The organism is Neobacillus niacini, assembly GCF_031456445.1.
Classification (GTDB): domain Bacteria; phylum Bacillota; class Bacilli; order Bacillales; family Cytobacillaceae; genus Neobacillus; species Neobacillus niacini_I.
Genome location: NZ_JAVDUQ010000013.1, coordinates 1 through 17,086, shown reverse-complemented (window position 1 = coordinate 17,086; position 17,086 = coordinate 1). Strand labels below are relative to the sequence as shown.

The following is a 17,086-nucleotide window of genomic DNA, read 5'->3' as shown; positions in this document are numbered from 1 at the left end:
AGTCTTACAGAATCAATTTCTGTAAGACTTTTATCCTTTCTATTTTTCTGCCGCCAAGCTTACCTTCATTTCCTCCACGGATTCAATCTCAAATCCTAAGTCCTGTAACATTTTATAATCTTCATTTTCCTCTTGACCTGCTGTCGTTAAATAATCGCCAACGAAAACCGAATTGGCTGCATAGAGTCCTAATGGCTGTAAAGAACGAAGATTGACTTCACGCCCCCCCGAAATACGGATTTCCTTCGTTGGATTGATAAAACGGAATAATGCCAGCACTTTTAAACAATATAGTGGTGTTAACTCTTTAACACCTTGCAGAGGAGTACCATCAATTGCATGTAAGAAATTAACCGGAATTGAATCCGCATCAAGAGCCTTTAGGCTATTTGCCATATCGACAACGTCCTGTTTTGTTTCTCTCATGCCAACAATGACACCGGAACATGGTGACATCCCGGATTCTTTGACCATCTCCACCGTATTCACGCGGTCATCGTATGTATGGGATGTGGTAATGTTTGCATGGTTGCTCGCGGATGTATTGATATTATGGTTATAACGATCTACCCCGGCTTCCTTAAGAAGCTGGGCTTGTTCAGGCTTCAACAGCCCCAGGCAGGCACAGACTTTTAACCCGTACGCATCTTTAATTTCTTTCACTGCCTCTACTACCTGATCAAGCTCTTTATTGGATGGACCCCGGCCGCTTGCCACAATACAGTATGTGCCCACATTTAATTCATAGGCGCGTTTTGCTCCTTTAAGGATTGTATCCTTATCTACCATTCTATAGGTATTAATAGGCGCCGTGGAAATAGAAGATTGTGAACAATAACCGCAATTTTCAGGACATAATCCCGATTTTGTATTCATGATCATATTTAATTTTACCTTTTTACCAAAATAATGCTTTCGAATTTGAAATGCCGCATGCATGAGCAACAATACATCCTCATCTGGACATGCTAAGATTGAAAGTGCCTCCTCATTTGTTACTTCTTTCCCCGCTAATACCTGTTCTGCAAGCTCCAACCATTTATTCATCTTCTTAGCTCCTTTTCTTTTAAAAATAAGGTCACATCTATGTGTTCTTTTACCATGTTTTTAATGTTTTCTGCTGTTAAATCTTTCAATTTAGGAGTAATACCTAAAATGGGAACACCACATAACTCTTCAATTAATCCAGGGTTTGTTTTTTCAGCAAGACCAGGCTGTTCACTCATTCCATTTAAAACAACCCCGGCTATTGTTAGACCCAGACTTTTTGCATATTGTACCGTTAGAAAAATATGATTGACGGTCCCAAGATTTGGCCGGGCTACAATCAAAATGGGCAGCTTTAATGCTTTTATTAAATCATTTACTAAAAACTGTTCCCCCAACGGGACTGAAATACCGCCCGCCCCTTCGACAATGAAAAATTCGTGTTTATCTTTTATTTTTTCCCAGTGACTTAAAACCTCTTCCATCCATACGCTCTTTCCTTCGAGCTTTGCTGATACGTATGGTGCAAGTGGTTCCTTAAATGGAAAAGGCGTGATCTCTTCGTAAGATAATGATGTTTCAGATAGTTGTTTTAAAAGACTTGTATCGCTTGCTGGATCCTCACGTGAAATGCCGCTTAGCAAAGGTTTAAAGACTCCTACATCTATTTGCCGCTCTTTTAGAACGGCCGCGATTCCGCTTGCTATAATGGTTTTTCCAACATCTGTATCTGTTCCTGTAACAAAAATACCGTTGATCATATCAGCTTTAACTCCTTTCCAATGGAATAAAAGCAGTTTAATAAGTCATCAATATCATTCGAGGTATGGTCGGATGTAACCGTAAGGCGAATCCTGCTTTCCCCAACTGGCACCGTAGGCGGACGGATCGCAGGTGCAAAAATTCCGTTTTCCTGTAACTTTTCTGCAAACATAACCGCCTCTGTTGCATCTCCAATGATGACAGGAATTATCGGAGTCAGTTCTCCCTTTAAGTCAAACCCCATTTCTACTAAACTCGTTTTTATTTTTTTTACATTTGAAAATAGCTTCTGCCGCTTTTCATTACTTTCCTCGATAACTTCAAGTGCGGCATAGGAAGCAGCACAGATAGCAGGAGGCATAGCGGTTTGAAAAATAAAGGTCCTTGCATGGTTGAGCAGAAAGTCAATTAGAACCTTTGAACCCGCAACAAACCCGCCTTCCGTACCAACTGCTTTACTTAAGGTTCCAATCACGACATCAGGTTGGACACCGAAATATTCGCTCGTCCCCCTGCCATTCTCCCCCAAAACACCTGTTGCATGGGCATCATCCACAATTACGAAGGCATCATACCGTTTTGCAAGGGAGATGATCTGATCAAGAGGTGCGATTGTTCCATCCATACTGAAGACACCATCGGTTACAATAAAACGCCGCTGATAGTGGGATGTTTCTCTCAACTTTTCTTCAAGCTCATCCATATCAATATGGTGATAAATCACTGTTACCGCTTTTGAAAGTCGGCATCCATCGATAATACTGGCATGGTTTAACTGGTCACTTAAAATGACATCTCCCTTTTCAGGCAAGGAAGATAACACGCCAACATTTGCTAAAAAACCACTTGAAAAAAGTAAGGAAGCTTCCGTTTGCTTAAATTGAGCGATTTTTTCTTCCAGCCTTCGATGCCAGTCCGTATGACCCGTTGTTAATCTAGATCCGCTGCTTCCTACGCCAAATTCATGGAGAATCGTTTCGGCAGCATAGACCAAACGTCGATCGGAAGCAAGCCCTAAATAATTATTAGAGGAAAAGACAAGCTGTCCCTTACCATCAATCAACATTTTTGGTAACGGAGCTGTATTCATCGTTCGCAGTTTACGATGCAAACCAGCCACTTTCGTCCGATCCAATCGCTTCCTTAAACATTCGTCAAGCTCCAACTTTCGTCACCTCATTTGTCACCTCGATTATTGCTTCTTTCATAATTGCCACCATTTCCTTTAGTTCTTCCTTTGTGCTCACATGCGGCGGCATAAGGACGATGGTATCGCCCAATGGTCTCGTCAACATCCCAAGCTCTCTCATTTTTAAGGTAGCTTGATAGCCGATCCGCTTTTCTTTCGGGAAAGGTTCCTTCGTTTCCTTAGAAAAAACAAGCTCGATTCCACACATAAACCCAAGCTGGCGAATGTCGCCAACGTAAGGAAGCGATTTCAGCTCCTCAAGTAATGTGTGGAGATACTCTGCCTTTTTCGCTACCTCTTCTACAAGATTTTCTTTTTCAAATATACGTAAATTTTCAAGGGCCACTGCACACCCAAGCTGATTTCCCGTATAGGAATGACCATGGAATAAGGTTTTTAGCTTATCGTAATCATCATAAAAAGCTTGATAAATTTTCTCTGTCGTTAAGGTTGCCGCAATTGGCAGGTATCCGCCAGTAATTCCTTTCCCGACTGCCATTAAATCGGGCTGAACCCCTTCGTGCTCGCAAGCAAACATTTTTCCAGTCCGGCCAAACCCTGTTGCGACTTCATCGACAATCATTAAAACATCATATTTTGTACAAAGCTCACGTACACCTGCTAAAAATCCTTCAGGCATCACAATCATTCCTCCGGCCCCCTGGACCATTGATTCAATTGAGAGCGCAGCGATTTCTTGGTGTTTTTCGATTAGCAGCTGTTCAAGTATATGTAAACATTCGTCCCGGCATATCGTGGGATCACCACTCTTAGAATGGTAGACAAATGGAATCGGAGCTTTATAGCTTTCAAACATGAGCGGGCCGTATACTTGATGGTATAGATCAATCGCCCCAACGCTGACGGCGCCAATTGTATCGCCATGGTAACCATTATGCATGGCAATAAATTTTTGTTTCTCCGGTCTGCCAATATTCATCCAATATTGAAAAGCCATTTTGAGCGCAATCTCCATCGCTTCCGCACCACTATCTGAATAAAAAACACGGGTCAGTTTTTCGGGACTGATTTCGATTAGTTTTTCTGCCAGCTCTGTTGCCGGGACGTTTGTCATTCCTAAAAGGGTTGAGTGAGCAATTTTATCAAGCTGCTTTTTTATCGCTTCATCTAATTCTTTTTTTCGGTGACCATGGACATTTAGCCAAAGAGCAGAAAATCCATCATAATATTCCTTGCCATCTGTGTCTTTAACCTTTATTCCTTGACCGCTTTCGATGATAAGTGGATTTTTATCGTAATCTTTCATTTGCGTGAACGGTAACCAAAGGTACTTTTTACTTTTTTCAATTAATTCGTGCGACATTTCCTTCCTCCCATTCAACGAATATTGGTTGTTTTTCTAAGTATTCTATGTATGCATGAAGATCGCTTAAGCCATCCACAAAGAAGATACGGCAGCCACGTTCATCTCCAAATTCTTTTAATCTCGTAATCCGCTGATAGCCCAGTTTTTTACTGGCAACATATCCAGTAATATATTCAGGATCATCGGACCAGCATAATTCTGCGACTGTAGCTGGATGCTGACTCACCTTTGTTGCAAGAACTAGTGCCTCCTTTACTCTTTGACTTCGGGTTATTTTGTGATGGTCTGCCCAGTTGTCAAAATTCGTGGTTAACCAATCCATTCTCGAAACACGCACGCCTTTTTCGTTTCGATTATCAATCCGTTCACTCGTTTGAATATCAACCACCATGGCACCTCTAAGTCCGGAATTTTCAGTAATTTGCCCGAATACTTTTTCAATGCACTTTTGGGGGACCCCCACTATTTTTAAAAGGTGCTGTGCGATTGCATGTCCTTCTTTTACTGATTCCACTTCATTTGTTTCAATCGGTAATGGCTTTAATTTTTTTATTGGCTTATCAATTAATTCAAACTGAATCTGCATAAAATCAGGAGTGCCTCGTGAATGCGTTAAGGCTTTTTCAAGCAGGACATTCACAGCATTTTTCAAATTACCGTAGGTAGAAATGAGTTCCCCACCGGAAATATGTCTGCCCCCCTGTTCATGGGCTCCATTCTCAGAAGCCCTCATTCTGACACTATAGAAGTCTTCCTGGCTCAAACTTTTTCACCTCCCACATAAATATGTTAACCGTAAGTTAATTTAAGTTAACATATTTATGTTAAAATCCTCCAACGAATTTGTCAATAGGGTCAATATACCCGTTTAGGTCTTCGACAAAATTCGGGTGGTGCCAGGCACCACCCGAATTTTCTTGTTTCACAAATGTTCCACAAGCACAAAAAAACCGTACAGATTTCAATACTGTACGGTTTTTATTAAGGTATTTGTTTTTTAGATAAAGGTGCCTGTCACCACTCGAATTTTCTTGTTTCACAATATGTTCCACTGCTGCTGAACCCCGACTTCTAATCTGAACCAAAGTGAACCATTTTTTTATAAAAATCTAGTCTTTCTTTTTTGCCATTTTCTTTCGTGATAATATCTACACCGGTATTCACGAATTTTTTGACATGGTCTCCCTTTATCACTTTAAAGGCTGTTTCAACGGCTAAATGGCCCATGTCATATGGGTTTTGTGCGACTGTCGCTGAGATGGTTCCATCCTCGATATAATTAATCATATCGGGAATTCCATCGGCTCCTGTTACGGGAATGCTCCGATCTTGCTCCTTTAGCACCTCTAAAATCCTACAGGCAAGAATATCATGGGTAGCGATAATTCCATTAAGATCAGGATGCTCACTCAAAATCTGATTCACTTCTTTTCTAACACTCTTCAGATTCTCCGGAATCCCCGTCTTTTCGGACACAAGCGTCATGCCTGAATTTTTTAAAGCGATTTTTGCCCCCGTGATCCTTTCCTTAAAAATAGAGACAGATAAATTTCCAGCGAGTATGGCCACTTTATTACCAGGATAAAGGTCGGAGCTTAGTAATGCTCCCGCCTTTTCGCCTAATTCTACATTATCTGAACCTACATAAGCAGTTTTATTTGGCCATGGATTATTTTGATCCAATAATAAAACAGGAATATGCTTTTTTTTCACAAATTTATCCAAAATCTGAATAACCGAGGAATCGATCGGTGAGACAATTAAAACATCCGGATTTTCTTGATAGATTTTTTCTAATATATGAGCCTGTTCTTTAGCCGAACCGTCACTTGGTGCGATTACTTCCCCTTTTAAACCAAAGTCTTTAAAACCTCGCTCAACACCTGCTTTAACAATTTCGAAATATTGCGTGTCTAAATTTTTTACCACAACCGTCACTTTCGGTTTATTGAACGATTTATAAATAAATCCGCCTATGATGAGAAAAATAACAACTGCCGACAGTAAAACGAACGTTCCTTTTTTTAACACTACATCCTTCCCTCTTTTCTGTTTAAAAAACTATGAGTAGCTTAAAAGGAATTTAAATGAAATCGAATCGAGAAAGTGGTTCCCTGTTTCCCGGTTTTAATATCAATTTCCGCATGGTGCCGTTTGGCAACACTATAGCAAATCGCCAACCCCAATCCTGTTCCCTTCTCCTTTGTTGTAAAAAAGGGTGTCCCTAATTTTTGTAAAACTTCAGGGCTTATTCCTTGACCTTGATCCTTTATTTCCAAAATAACATCCTGTTTTTCTGAATAGGTTTTGATTGTAAGCAACCCATTTGCTGTCATGGCATCGAATCCATTTAATGAAATATTAAAAATTAGCTGGCGGATTTCTTTCTGATCGAGGAAGATATCCGGACAATCATGTAAATCCAGTTTTACCTGTTTGCTAGAACGCAAAGCTTCCGCTTGAATCAGTGGATAAATGGCGTTAAGAATCGCATTCAAGCTTTGTTTTTTCTTCACACTTATCTTATTTTTTGCCAGATTAAGAAATTCGGTAATGATTGAATTAGCCCGATTTAATTCTTCTAACATAAGATTAATGATATCGGTTGGTAAAGGATCTTTGTTATTCCTTGATATTTGTAGAAATCCCTGGACCGTTGTCATCGGATTTCGAATTTCATGGGCAATCCCCGCAGCCATTTCCCCAATTAAATTTAACCGATCCAGTCGGGACATTTCTTTTTCCAAATGAACCCTTTCGGTAATATCGTTCAAAACAAACAAAATACATGGTTCTGGATAGACATCAATCAATTCAGTTGACAATAATCCATCGCGGATACGACCGGTTTTCGTCCGATAGTTAATTTTCTTATTCCTTATCGTTTGATCAATCCGAATGGGTTTCAAAGTTGATTCTTCAACAAAACTCTGTAAATTTATTTTTTGTTGCACTAACTCCTCATAGGTATAACCTGTATATTTTAACCAACTATCATTTACTTCCATGATCGTTAAATCTTTCTGGGAAAAAATCACCATTAAACATGGACTGGATTCAAAAATTTTTCGAAATCTTTCTTGTGATCGATACAGATGGTCAGCTATTTTCTTTCTTTCTTCAATTTCCGATTGCAATTTCTTGTTTGTCTTAATCAATTCCCTTGTTCGTTTTTCTACCATTTGTTCCAAATTTATAAATTTTAGTTTTTTAACTTCCTCCATCTGTCTTCTTTCTGTCACATCGCGAATCGTGCAAACAAAAATCTGATGATGTTCGACAGATGTTTCACCAATGAGAATATCAGCATGGAATTGCCGATAATCTTTTCGAATTGCAACTGATTCCATCACTTTTCCTACCGAATGTTTAATGGAGGTTAAGAAAGATTCTTTGACTTCATCATTCTCCCCTTTAAGGAAAAGAACAGAAACATTTCTTCCTTCCAAATCCTCGGGCTTATAACCAAACATTTTATTAACAGCGGGATTCACTGATAAAATAGAGCCCTGTTCATCGAATGTAATGATGGTGTCGACAATGGTTTCACCAATGACTTTCGCTAATGCTTCTGTCCGCCGTAAATTTAGTGTTGTTCGGTCTAACTTCCGATTGATTTCATTCAATTCATTCTTCCGTTCCCAATTGGTCCGAAGAATATTTTCTTCATGTTTTTGATGAATTTTAACAAATTGTTCTATTTTCCGTTTCAATGTATCCGGATGAAATGGTTTAAAAATATAATCAATGGCCCCTGCGGCATACCCCTGATGGACATGTTCCCGCTCTTGACTAATCGCTGTGATAAAAATAATCGGGATATGTCTGGTCTTTTCCCTTGCCTTAATCAGCTTTGCCGTTTCAAATCCATTTAGCCCCGGCATTTGTACGTCCAATAAGATAACGGCAAAGTCCTGTTTTAGCATACAGATTAATGCTTCTTTTCCTGAGTGAGCACTCACCAAATTATAATTGGGAGAATTCAGGACAGCTTCCAATGCTAAGAGATTTTCCAGATGATCGTCTACCATTAAAATGTTCACTTTATCCGCTTCCGAACTACCTATTTTTTCGGAATAGTCTTTCGGATCCGTCAAATTCTTCGTAACAGTTTTCATAACTTGTAAACTTTATCCCCTCTCTTTTTCCCAGCCCTAGAAAGCCTGATTCACTTAGGCTGTTATATAGTAACTGATGGACTTCATTCTGAAGAAACTTATTAAAATAGATGAGCACATTCCGGCATATAATAATATCAAACTCGTTAAATGATTGGTCGGTTACTAGATTATGCTGGGCAAATAATACGTTTTTTCTAAGAAAAGCATGAAAAAAAACCTTATCTTCTACGGCCTTATAATATTCCGAAAACGCCCTCGTCCCGCCTGCCTCCAGATAATTTTTTGTATAGAGCTTCATCACATCTAATGGAAAAGTCCCCTGCTTTGCTTTATCAAGAATCAAATGATTTAAGTCGGTTGCATAAATTTTCGCCTTTTCATAAATCCCTTCTTCATACAAGAGAATAGCCATGGAATAAACCTCTTCGCCAGAAGAGCAGCCCACATGCCAAATCCGTATTTCGGGATAATCCCTTATCATCGGGATTATTTTCTCACGAAAAGACTTAAAAAACGACGGATCGCGAAACATCTCGGTCACATTAATGGAAAAATCCAATAACAAGTTCAGTATCACTTCTGGATCACGAAGGATTTTTTCCTGAAGAGCCGATACACTTGATAAATTCTCCTTCCGAACACGTTGGCTAATTCTCCTTTGGATAAAAGGAAAGGCATAGTTTCTAAAATCATAACCATAATAGCGGTATACCGACTCAAGCAGTAATTCGATTTCAATTCTTTCAATTTCTTCTGGATGTAGAATTGGATAAATTTTCTTCGTAATGATTTTCAGCCCCTCCTATCGATACAGCCAAACCTGCATTAACGAGAACAGCTGGTCCAAGTTAATGGGCTTACTAATATAATCTGTTGCCCCCGCCTCTAAGCATTCTTCTCTGCTCCGCTTCATCGCCTTTGCTGTTAGAGCAATGATTGGTAATGTTTGAAACTCTGAGATTTGACGAATTTTCCGCATCGCCTCAAAACCATCCATCTCGGGCATCATAATGTCCATTAAGATGAGGTCGGTATCAGGGTTCTTCCTTAACACATCAATCCCTTCCCTACCGTTTTCTGCAACAATCACTTCCATCCCGTTCTCCTCCAGTGCGATGGTGAGTGCATAAACATTCCGAATATCATCGTCAACGATGAGAATTTTCTTGTTCGTCAAGATTTTATTCTCATGTGGTTTCGGTTTAACTTCTTCCGTTTCTTGCAATTCATCTACAAAAAGTGTTACGGCTGCTTCCTCCATTGCCATCATTTGATGATTGTTTTGAACGTATGGCAAAAATAAAGTAAACGTGCTTCCTTTTCCTTTTTTACTTGAGACCTCAATAAATCCACCTAATAACTGGGCAAACTCCCGGCTGATTGAAAGCCCCAAGCCTGTGCCGCCATATTGACGGCTTGTCGTACCATCTTCTTGGATAAAGGCATCAAATATCGAGGATTGTTTCTTTTCTTCGATTCCGATTCCCGTATCGATGACAGAAAAAGCGAGCATCGGTTTCATTTGTGTTTTTCCGTCAAGAACAAGCTGGCTGACATCTTTTATTACCTTTTCAACACGTAAGGTTACACTGCCAACTTCCGTAAACTTAAAGGCATTAGAAAGTAAATTTTTTAAAATTTGCTGCAATCGTTGCTCATCTGTAAGGAAATTCTCTGCTAACCCCTCATCCATTTCAATGGCAAACTGAACATTTTTCTGAACCGCGACAGGCGAAAATTGGCTTTGGATATAAGCTTCAATCTCATATAATTCTACTTCTTTCATATGAACATCTAATTTACCTGACTCGACTTTTGCTAAATCCAAGATATCGTTTATTAAATGAAGTAAATCATTTCCAGACGAGTAAATCGTCTGAATATACTCTTGTTGTTTAGCTGTAAGATTTCCCTGCCCATTTTCAGAGAGGATCTGTGCTAAAATGAGCAAACTGTTCAGCGGCGTTCTTAACTCGTGAGACATATTTGCAAGAAACTCAGATTTATATTGAGAGCTTAGCTGGAGCTGCTGTGCTTTCTCTTCAAGTTCGGCGCGAACCTTTTCAATTTCAAGATTCTTTTGTTCCGCTGCTTCATACTGCTCTTCAAGCTTCTCATTCGTTGTCCGCAGCTCTTCTTGTTGTAGTTGCAATTCCTCTGATTGGGATTGGAGTTCTTCTGTCAAAGCCTGTGATTCTTGCAAAAGTTTTTCAACCTTCATATGGTTCACAATGCTATTAATCTTGATACCTATATTGTTCATTACCGCCTCAAGCAGTTTTACCTGCAATGGCCCAAATGAGTTAAATGAGGCTATTTCTATAACAGCCAGTACATGTCCTTCAAATTGTACCGGCAAAATCATGATATTTTTCGGTGTAGCTTCACCCGTTCCGGAGCCTATCTTTATGTAATTGTCCGGGACTTCGTTTAACAGGATGGAACGCTTTTCAAGTGCAGCTTGTCCGATTAGCCCTTCTCCAAAACGAAAACGCATATAATCTTTATTTTTATCCAAGGAGGCATAGCTTGAAATCTTTTTTAAAAAATATTGGTCCTCCTCCACTTCTTTAATATAGAAAACTCCAAAACTAGCATCAACCATGGGAACAAGCTTCGTGATGAGCATCTCTGCTAATGACGAAACATTTTCCACATTTGGGTAAATCGTTGCGATTTCGGCAATTTGGGTATTTAACCAGCTTTGCTCTTCTGCTTCTTGTAAAAATTGTTTTTCCAGCCTGCTATGCTCTTCTAATTCATCGGCCATTTTATTAAAGGCAACCGCGATTGAACCTAATTCTCCCTTAGCAGAAATATCTATTCTAGGTAAGGTTTCGAAGTTGCTGGTCGTCGCCTTTTTCATTACATCTGTCACCTTGTTCAGGTTCGTTGTCATACTTCTAATAATCCAAAACGTAAAACCAATACCGATAAAGAGAGCAATGGCAAGGTAGCTATAAATCACGGTGACGGCCCAATTATAGGTATCTTTGGATCTGAGCAGTTCATCTTTCAACTTTTGTTTTTGTAATCCATTGAGAAGATCGGCAATTTGCAACATTCTTTGTCTTAGTAGTTCAGAATCCTTCCAGAAAGACTCGGGTATTTTGAAATCTTTATGGAGTTTTTTCTCGGTAAGGGCTTGCAGCGCCATATTGTTATAGGATTCTTGTAATGTCTTATATTTTTCCATTAGCTCCTGTGCTTTCTTATCCGAATCTCTCTTTTTCAATGCATCAAGAGAGGCGGTTATTGTGGTTTGGGAATCCTCCCAATTATTTTTTGCGGCTATATTAATGGCTTGGTGTGGATCCGTTAGCGCCGCACTTAGCTCTAAACCAACACGGGAGGTTTCAAATTCAATATCGGAAGCCATTCCGATTCTCTCATTTAAATCATTGACCACAAGGTTTAAATTCACCGTTGTTTGCTCGAGCATATTCATTAAAATGAGCGCAATGATTAAAAATAACAATAATAATGAGCCAATACTCGTATAAAGCTTTGTTTTTAATTTCATAGTAGCTCCTAGTTTCTTTTTTAAATTTTAAGTTATCTAAAAAGACTGAAAATTTAGAGTAAAAATCATAGCCATTAACTTTATCTATCATACTGCATTATTATCACGGATAAAATATTTTTTTAGAAAAATAAGAGATTTGAATGGGGAAAAAACTATTTTATTCCAAAATTATTATTATCCATTCTAAAAAATCAAACTCCCCTAACCATTTGGTCAGAGGAGTTCATGTTTCTAGCAATTAAAATACAATTGTTTTATTCTGATGGACAATGATCCGGTCCTCTAAATGCCATTTTACAGCTCGAGCCAAGACGCTTCTTTCTACCGTCCGGCCGATTTTCTTCAGCGATTCGACATTGGCACGGTGATCGACTCTGGCGATATCCTGTTCAATAATCGGTCCCTCGTCCAAATCATTGGTTACATAGTGCGAGGTCGCGCCAATTAACTTTACACCACGGTCATATGCCCGTTCATACGGTCTTGCCCCGATAAAGGCTGGTAAGAACGAATGGTGGATGTTGATTATTTTATGCGGGTTAGCCGCAACGAAATTGGGCGTCAGAATTTGCATGTAGCGTGCCAGAACGATAAGGTCCACGTCATGTTCTTTAAGGAGCTGAAGCTGCTCTTTTTCTACTTGTTCACGAATATCTTTATTGGCTGGAATATAATAGAATGGGATATTAAGCCCTTCGACGACATCCCTTGCCGCTTCATGATTGCTGATGACCAGTGCAATATCGGTCATCAAATCACCGCTTTGCCACTCCCATAACAGCTCCAAAAGACAGTGCAATTCTTTTGAGACAAAGATTGCCGCTTTTTTCACCTTAAAAACAGGTGTTAAGTTCCATTCCATTGAAAACTTGTTGGCAATCTCGGTAAATTGTTCTTTCATATCGTTTGCTTTTTCTTTTAAAAAGGGGCATTCGAACTCAATCCGGATGAAAAACACTCCGCCCGCGGGATTGGTTGAGTATTGACTGGACTCAATAATATTGGCGTTATGGGAAAATAAAAATTGAGAGATGGCGGAAACAATACCCGGTTGATCGGGACAGCTGACTAGTAAGCGCCCGCGGTTTTGATTCCGCAATTTAAATTGTTCGATTTGTTCTTTGAAAATAGAGTTCATGATGTTTTTAAAACCTTCCTATTAAGTAATGAAAATTATTATACCTTAGTCCGCGTTTAATGTTAAGAATTTTCATACTTAATTTCACCTAATTGTTTTTTGGGAAAATTTATCTTTCCGTCCCCGAATACACTTTTCCTATTCATTTAGCTGGTATGCGAATTTTTTCTGGAAACCAAGCTAGTTTACTCGACAGGTTGACAACTTCCCCAATGATGATTATGGATGGATTGCTCATTCGATTCTCTTCCACTATATTTGTGATGGTTTCAAGTGTTCCAATCACCGTTCGTTGCTCACCTGTTGTGCCTTGTTGGATAACCGCTACAGGTGTGTGCGGATCCTTGCCGCATAATTCCAATTGGCTGCATATGTATGGAAGATTCTTGATTCCCATATAGATTGCCAGGGTATCGACGCCTTGAGCTAAATAGTCCCAGCGAATGTTTTTAGGCTTCCCGCTAACACAATGCCCTGTTACTACAGCAAACGATTGGCTAACATCCCGATATGTAACTGGTATTCCAGCATAGGCAGGGGCCGCTATTCCAGAGGTAATACCTGGAACCACTTCAAACTCAATTCCATATTCCGCAAGTACCATTGCTTCTTCCCCGCCACGCCCAAAAACAAACGGGTCGCCTCCTTTTAAGCGAACTACGGATTTACCAGCCATCGCTTTATCTAGTAATAATTCGTGAATAGCGTCCTGCGAAACACAATGGTTCCCTGGCTCTTTCCCGCAATAGATTATTTCACCATCGTGTTTTGCGTATTTAAGTAGCACCGGATTAACTAGGCGGTCATATACAATAACATCAGCCAGTTGTATAAATTTTATCGCTTTTACAGTAATCAAATCTGGGTCGCCGGGACCAGCACCAACAAGATACACTTTCCCCTTTTTTTGTTCCATGTTTCCCCCACTCCTTGTCAGTCCTTACTCCATTCCCTCTCAAGCTAGCAAAAAATGATAGATTTTAGAAAAACTGCCTTTCAACTCCTGGTCAAAAGACAGTTTCGATTCTTACTCCTCAAATAATAGAAAAACTTGATCTCCTTCCATCAAGGTTTGATAGGTTTTCACACAGCCTCTATCGGGCTTTTGTACCTTTCCGTCATCCAGACAGATTTTCCAATCATGCATCGGGCAAAAAACAAAATCTCCACTGACCATTCCTTCACTTAATACCCCGCCTTTATGAGGACAGCGGTTTTCTACAGCTCGAACCTTTCCATTAGATAATCTGAATACAGCTACTTCCTTTTCCCCAATACAAACCGTTTTTCCAATTCGCTCTTTCAGCTCATGAATGGAACCAATCGATAATTTCGTCACACTTTTACTGGCCATCTTCCATTTCCTCCTTTACCTTGTCAGAATTATGACATTACTAAACTTTCAAACAATTGCTTCCTTACCTTTTCATCTTCTGTAATTTCCTTCCATGGATCACGTAAGACGGACAATGCTTCCTCCATCCGAAGATTCAATTCCTTCCGTTTCTCCAGATCATCAAGGACAGAGCGAATCTGTGTCAGTCCAACACGTTCAATCCAAGCCGATGTACGTTCCAAATAATTGGCTGTTTCACGGTAATATTGCAAGTAGACACCCGTAATCTCGATAACCTCTTCGTCGGTTTTGACTTTGTATAATAAATCTCCCCCGCGGACATGCGTACCCCCGTTTCCGCCAACGTAAATTTCCCAACCGCCGTCAATTCCAATAAACCCTATATCCTTAAAGCCGGACTCCGCACAGCTTCTTGGACAGGCTGAAACCGCCATTTTAACTTTATGAGGCGTTTGCAAGCCTTCAAATTTCTTTTCCAATACAATTCCCAGCCCCATCGAATCCTGGGTTCCAAACCGGCAAAATTGTTCTCCGACACATGTCTTTACCGTTCGAAGCGATTTTCCATAGGCAAACCCGGATGGCATATCTAGATCCTGCCAAACCTTTGGTACATCTTCTTTTTTCACACCTAATAAATCGATTCGTTGTCCACCTGTTAATTTTACTAATGGAATTTCATATTTATCGACGACATCGGCAATGCGCCGCAGGTCGTTTGAATTCGTTACCCCGCCATACATCCGAGGTACTACGGAATACGTACCGTCTTTTTGAATATTGGCATGCATCCGTTCATTGACAAACCGTGATTCTCTTTCGTCGATATGTTCAATTGGATGAACCATTCCTAAATAGTAGTTTAATGCGGGGCGGCATTTGGAACATCCTTCCTCCGAACTCCAGCCAAGCACAGACATCACTTCCTTAATCGTTGACATCCCTTTTGCTCTGATTTCTTCCACCACTTCATCTCTTGAAAGGAGTGTACAGCCGCAGATGGCTTCTTTTTGAGCAGTTGCCACAAACGCGGGGCCCAGCGTGTGCTGAAGGAGATCAGCTACAAGCGGTTTACAGCCCCCGCAAGATCTTGAAGCACTCGTACATGCTTTAATTGCATCCACTGATGTGCAGCCTTGCTGTTCAATCGCTTGAACAATCGCCCCTTTTGTTACCCCATTGCAGCCGCAAATAATATCTCCATCCTCCATCACAGCCACAAGACTGGTGCCTGCTTCCTCATTATGAGGTTGAAGAATCGCTACCTTGGCTGTGTCGGAAATATCGGCTTTCTTTTGAATCATGGAAAATAACCGATTCCCTTCGCTGCTATCGCCAAACAACATAGCACCAACGATTTGATTTCCGCGTAACACGATTTTTTTGTAAATATTGTCCTGGTCATCGAAGACCTTGATTGCTTTTTTACCTTCTCCCTCGATGAAGTCCCCGGCAGAAAACACCTCTACACCCGAAACCTTCAATTGAGTCGATAAAACGGAGCCTTTATACGGATTGGTTTCAACACCACAGAGAGTATTCGCCAATACTTTCCCTTGTTCATACAACGGGGCTACTAAACCATAAACCATTCCATTATGCTCGGCACATTCACCAACTGCATAGACATGAGGGATATTGGTTTGGAGATAGTCATTCACCACAATCCCACGATTGACATTTAGACCACTTTTCTCTGCCAATTCGGTATTCGGTTTAATTCCAACAGCCATTACGACTAAGTCTGCTTGTAGTTCTGTTCCATCACTAAACCTTAATCCTTGCACCCGTTCATCCCCAAAAATCTCTTGGGTTTGTTTTTCGAGTAAAAACCTCATCCCTTGTTTTTCTAATTCTGTTTGTAATAGTTTTCCAGCAGTAGGATCGAGTTGGCGTTCCATCAAGTATGGCGCCAAATGGATGACAGAAACTTCCATCCCTAAGTTTAATAGTCCCCTTGCTGCTTCAAGCCCTAATAAGCCTCCGCCAATCACGGCGGCTTTTTTATATTTTTTTGAGGCTTCGAGCATTACTTCGGTATCCTTTATATCCCGAAAAGCCGTAACTCCTTCTTTCTCCACCCCCGGTATTGGAAGGATGAAGGGCAGTGATCCTGTTGCTAAAATCAACTCATCATAAGGTTCCACTCTGCCCAAGTCCGATACGACTACTTTTTTTGCTGAATCAATCTGACTGACGGTCTCTCCAGTAAAAAGCTGGATGTTGTTTTCACGATACCAATTCCAGTCATTTAACGTTATATCCTTAACTTCTGTGTCCCCTTGTAATACCTTAGAAAGGAGAATTCGATTGTAGTTTGGATGGGGCTCGCTCCCAAAAACTGTGATCTCAAAAGATTCCTTTGAAAGTTTCAAGATTTCTTCAATGGCTCTGACTCCTGCCATGCCATTCCCAACGAGAATCAACTTTTTCTTTTCCACTGGATATTCCTCCCTATGAAAGTTTCTTCACAAACTATAACATAGCGCAATTAAAATATGACCAAACATGTAAGGTTTCCTAACATGTTATTTTTAGAATTTTTCCAAAATAGTATTTTTAACAAAATAAAAACCTGGGCCACTTAAAATGTACCCTATAGAGTAGACACTTAAAAAAAGTCCTCTATAGGGTACTTTTTTGTATAATTAAGAAAAATGGGATTGGGGAAAGCAAGAG

At 40.1% G+C, this 17,086-nt stretch carries 13 protein-coding genes; all 13 read right to left on the bottom strand.

What is annotated here, in order from left to right; translation table 11 throughout:
* Nucleotides 1-39: 39 nt before the first annotated feature.
* The 13 genes from bioB to nirB all read right to left on the bottom strand — a co-directional run bounded on the left by bioB (nt 40) and on the right by nirB (nt 16,848).
* Entirely contained in the window at nt 40-1,047 is a 1,008-nt protein-coding gene (bioB, locus tag J2Y67_RS12545) for a biotin synthase BioB (protein ID WP_310174474.1), read from the bottom strand.
* Nucleotides 1,044-1,745, bottom strand: a complete 702-nt coding sequence (gene bioD, locus J2Y67_RS12540) for a dethiobiotin synthase (protein WP_310174685.1) — start codon at nt 1,743-1,745, stop codon at nt 1,044-1,046. Before bioD ends, bioB begins: the two co-directional genes overlap by 4 nt.
* Nucleotides 1,745-2,914 carry an 8-amino-7-oxononanoate synthase gene (gene bioF, locus J2Y67_RS12535; protein WP_310174472.1) on the bottom strand — a complete coding sequence of 390 codons (1,170 nt, stop codon included), beginning with the start codon at nt 2,912-2,914 and terminating at the stop codon, nt 1,745-1,747. Before bioF ends, bioD begins: the two co-directional genes overlap by 1 nt.
* The gene (bioA, locus tag J2Y67_RS12530; protein WP_310174470.1) at nt 2,904-4,262 is read right to left on the bottom strand and encodes an adenosylmethionine--8-amino-7-oxononanoate transaminase; all 1,359 of its coding nucleotides are present in this window, start codon (nt 4,260-4,262) and stop codon (nt 2,904-2,906) included. The genes bioF and bioA overlap by 11 nt, the downstream gene beginning before the upstream one ends.
* Nucleotides 4,243-5,028 carry a 6-carboxyhexanoate--CoA ligase gene (bioW, locus tag J2Y67_RS12525; protein WP_310174468.1) on the bottom strand — a complete coding sequence of 262 codons (786 nt, stop codon included), beginning with the start codon at nt 5,026-5,028 and terminating at the stop codon, nt 4,243-4,245. Before bioW ends, bioA begins: the two co-directional genes overlap by 20 nt.
* Before the next feature lie 308 nt (nt 5,029-5,336).
* Nucleotides 5,337-6,296 (bottom strand): sugar ABC transporter substrate-binding protein, encoded by a 960-nt coding sequence (locus tag J2Y67_RS12520; protein ID WP_310174467.1) that lies wholly within the window; start codon nt 6,294-6,296, stop codon nt 5,337-5,339.
* Between the two features lie 41 nt (nt 6,297-6,337).
* Nucleotides 6,338-8,296, bottom strand: coding sequence for a PAS domain S-box protein (locus J2Y67_RS12515; protein WP_396954074.1), 1,959 nt, complete (start codon nt 8,294-8,296; stop codon nt 6,338-6,340).
* A gap of 28 nt (nt 8,297-8,324) precedes the next feature.
* Nucleotides 8,325-9,176 (bottom strand): CheR family methyltransferase, encoded by an 852-nt coding sequence (locus tag J2Y67_RS12510; RefSeq protein WP_310174682.1) that lies wholly within the window; start codon nt 9,174-9,176, stop codon nt 8,325-8,327.
* Between the two features lie 12 nt (nt 9,177-9,188).
* The gene (locus J2Y67_RS12505) at nt 9,189-11,909 is read right to left on the bottom strand and encodes a response regulator (RefSeq protein ID WP_310174463.1); all 2,721 of its coding nucleotides are present in this window, start codon (nt 11,907-11,909) and stop codon (nt 9,189-9,191) included.
* A gap of 241 nt (nt 11,910-12,150) precedes the next feature.
* Complete coding sequence (purU, locus tag J2Y67_RS12500) at nt 12,151-13,050, bottom strand: formyltetrahydrofolate deformylase (protein ID WP_310174461.1); 900 nt, start codon at nt 13,048-13,050, stop codon at nt 12,151-12,153.
* 142 nt (nt 13,051-13,192) lie between these two features.
* The gene (cobA, locus tag J2Y67_RS12495; protein WP_310174459.1) at nt 13,193-13,966 is read right to left on the bottom strand and encodes a uroporphyrinogen-III C-methyltransferase; all 774 of its coding nucleotides are present in this window, start codon (nt 13,964-13,966) and stop codon (nt 13,193-13,195) included.
* A 111-nt stretch (nt 13,967-14,077) separates the two neighbouring features.
* Nucleotides 14,078-14,404, bottom strand: coding sequence for a nitrite reductase small subunit NirD (gene nirD, locus J2Y67_RS12490; RefSeq protein WP_310174457.1), 327 nt, complete (start codon nt 14,402-14,404; stop codon nt 14,078-14,080).
* Nucleotides 14,405-14,433: 29 nt separating this feature from the next.
* The gene (gene nirB / locus J2Y67_RS12485; protein ID WP_310174455.1) at nt 14,434-16,848 is read right to left on the bottom strand and encodes a nitrite reductase large subunit NirB; all 2,415 of its coding nucleotides are present in this window, start codon (nt 16,846-16,848) and stop codon (nt 14,434-14,436) included.
* Between the last annotated feature and the right edge of the window lie 238 nt (nt 16,849-17,086).